This is a genomic window from Dietzia sp. SLG310A2-38A2 (genome assembly GCF_014145095.1).
In the GTDB taxonomy this organism is placed as follows: domain Bacteria; phylum Actinomycetota; class Actinomycetes; order Mycobacteriales; family Mycobacteriaceae; genus Dietzia.
The window spans coordinates 1-2,415 of record NZ_JAALDX010000254.1; the positions used below are offsets into that span (position 1 = coordinate 1).

Genomic DNA, 2,415 nt, shown 5'->3' on the forward strand with positions numbered 1-2,415 from the left:
GGATGTGGCGGATGTGGCGGCGGATGCGGCACCCGCGGACACGCGGGGTCCGGACGGGTCGGGCGCCGACGTGGGAGACTCGGACCGTGCGGTCGGCGATGGCGGAACGAGCGACTCGAGGTGAACCATGGACATGAACGATGAGGGGCGCGAGCTCCTGCTCATCTGCGGGATGTCCGGGGCGGGCAAGGGCACGGCGTCGAAGGTGCTCGAGGAGTTCGGCTGGTACGTCGTCGACAACCTCCCGCTCAGGTTCATCGGGGAGGTGGTGGATCGCCTCGGCGAGACGGAGGACGAGCCCAGGAGGTTCGCGATCGTGGCGGACGTCCGCAGCCTGGGTTTCGACGAGCACATCGGCGAACTCCTCGGGCGCTTCGACGGCCGCCCGGAGGCGAGGATCCTCTTCCTGGACGCGTCCGACGAGGCCCTGGTCAAGCGCTTCAACAACGTGAGGCGATCCCATCCGCTGCAATCGGGCGACGGGCTGATAGACGGGATCCAACGGGAGCGGAAGGTGCTGGAGGGGATCCGCGGCCGCGCCGACGTCGTGGTCGACACCACCGCCCTGAGCGTCCACGACCTCCGGCACCGGCTCGAGAAGCCGTTCGGCGACCTGGGGTTCGACTTCCACCTCACGGTCGAGTCCTTCGGCTTCAAGTACGGCGTGCCGGTCGACGTGGACATGCTGCTGGACATGCGGTTCCTGCCCAATCCGCACTGGATCCCCGAACTACAGGCGCACACCGGCCGCGAGAAGCCCGTCCAGGACTACGTCCTGGCGGACCAGTCGATCGAGGAGTACCTCCGCGCCGCGGTGTCGATGATCGGTCTGGCGATGACCGGGTACCGGCGGGAGGGCAAGCGGTACATGACCATCGCCGTCGGATGCACCGGTGGCAAGCACCGGAGCGTCGCGATCTCCGAATCACTGGCCGGACGACTGGCCGGTCTCGATTCCGTCGACGTCCACGTCCGCCATCGTGACCTCGGACGAGAGTGATCGCATGACCGGCCAGACCACGGTCGGTGGATCCGACCGGATGGGGTCACTCGTCGCCCTCGGCGGAGGCCACGGGTTGTCCGCCACCCTGCGTGCCGGGCGGATGGTGGCGGACCACGTGACCGCGGTGGTGACCGTGGCGGACGATGGTGGCTCCTCCGGTCGTCTCCGCCGCGAGCTGGACATCCTGCCACCCGGCGACCTCCGGATGGCGCTCTGTGCGCTCGCGGCCGACGACGACGAACACGAACGGCTGACCAGCCTGTTCCAGCACCGCTACGGCGGAACCGGGGCGCTGGCGGGCCACGCCGTGGGCAACCTCGTCTTCGCGGGATTCTGGGAGCTGCTCGGCGACCCCGTCAAGGCGCTCGACGCCGTCGGGTCGATGCTCGGGGTGACCGGGCGCGTGCTGCCCATGTCCCCGGTCGCCCTGGACATCGCCGCTGAGGTCGTCGGGCTGGAATCCGACCCCCGGGTGGTGCGCACGATCATCGGCCAGGTCGCGGTGGCCACCACACCCGGCAGTGTGCGTCGGGTACGCCTCATCCCCGCGGACCCGCCCGTGGCGGACGGCGTGGTGGAGGCGATCGAGGCCGCGGACATGGTGGTCCTCGGACCGGGGTCGTGGTTCACGAGTGTCATCCCGAACGTACTGGTGCCGGAGATCGCGTCCGCTCTGGCCTGCACGTCCGCGACCAGGGCGCTCGTCCTCAACCTGGCGCCGCAGCACGGGGAGACCGCCGGGTTCTCCGCCGAGCAGCACCTCCACGTGTTGCGCCAGCACGCGCCCGACGTCGACGTCGACGTGGTCCTGGTGGACCCGCGGATGCCGCTCAGCGGGACCGAACGCGAGCACCTCGACCGTGCCGCGGCCGGTCTCGGGGCGCGGGTCATGGTGGCGGACATCGCCAGAACGGCACCGGATGGGACGATGAGACCCGTGCATGACCCTGCTCTGCTCGCCGGGGCGCTCGCCGCCTCGGTGACAGCGGGGGCCGATGAATGACCGGAGAACGAAGGAGCAGGGCGTGTCACTGACCGCACAGGTCAAGTCCGAACTGGTGAGGGTCCCGGTGGGTAACTCCGAGACCAGGAAGGCGGAGATCGCCTCACTCCTACGGTTCGCGGGCACCCTCCAGGTCCTCTCGGGCCGCCTCGTGATCGAGGCCGAGGTCGATTCGGGCGAGATCGCCGATCGACTGTCCGGTGAACTCGACTCGCTGTTCTCGGTGCCCTGCGAGATCCACCCGATCGGGGGATCCGGGGGGAAGCCTGCTCGAAAGTTCGTACTGCGGGTGATCGACCGGGGTGCGGACCTGACCCGCCAGCTCGGCCTTGTCGACAGCGCCGGGCGCACGGTCCGGGGACTGCCCGCCGCGGTGGTCGGCGGGTCCGTCGCGGCCGCGGAGGCGTCG

Annotated in this window: 3 protein-coding genes; all 3 read left to right on the forward strand. The window is 70.0% G+C overall.

Annotated elements, in window-relative coordinates:
* Nucleotides 1-127 precede the first annotated feature (127 nt).
* A complete protein-coding gene (gene rapZ, locus G6027_RS09365; RefSeq protein WP_182636933.1) occupies nucleotides 128-1,000 on the forward strand; it encodes an RNase adapter RapZ in 873 nt (290 codons plus the stop codon).
* Nucleotides 1,001-1,004: 4 nt separating this feature from the next.
* Entirely contained in the window at nucleotides 1,005-2,006 is a 1,002-nt protein-coding gene (gene yvcK / locus G6027_RS09370; RefSeq protein ID WP_182636934.1) for a uridine diphosphate-N-acetylglucosamine-binding protein YvcK, read from the forward strand.
* 22 nt (nucleotides 2,007-2,028) lie between these two features.
* Nucleotides 2,029-2,415 (forward strand): DNA-binding protein WhiA (whiA, locus tag G6027_RS09375; protein WP_182636935.1); only part of this gene is annotated, 387 nt, incomplete at its 3' end.

Excerpts from the sequence above, each read along its gene's own strand:
- rapZ (WP_182636933.1), top strand. The coding sequence starts at position 128 with ATGGACATGAACGATGAGGGGCGCGAGCTCCTGCTCATCTGCGGGATG.
- yvcK (WP_182636934.1), top strand. The coding sequence starts at position 1,005 with ATGACCGGCCAGACCACGGTCGGTGGATCCGACCGGATGGGGTCACTC.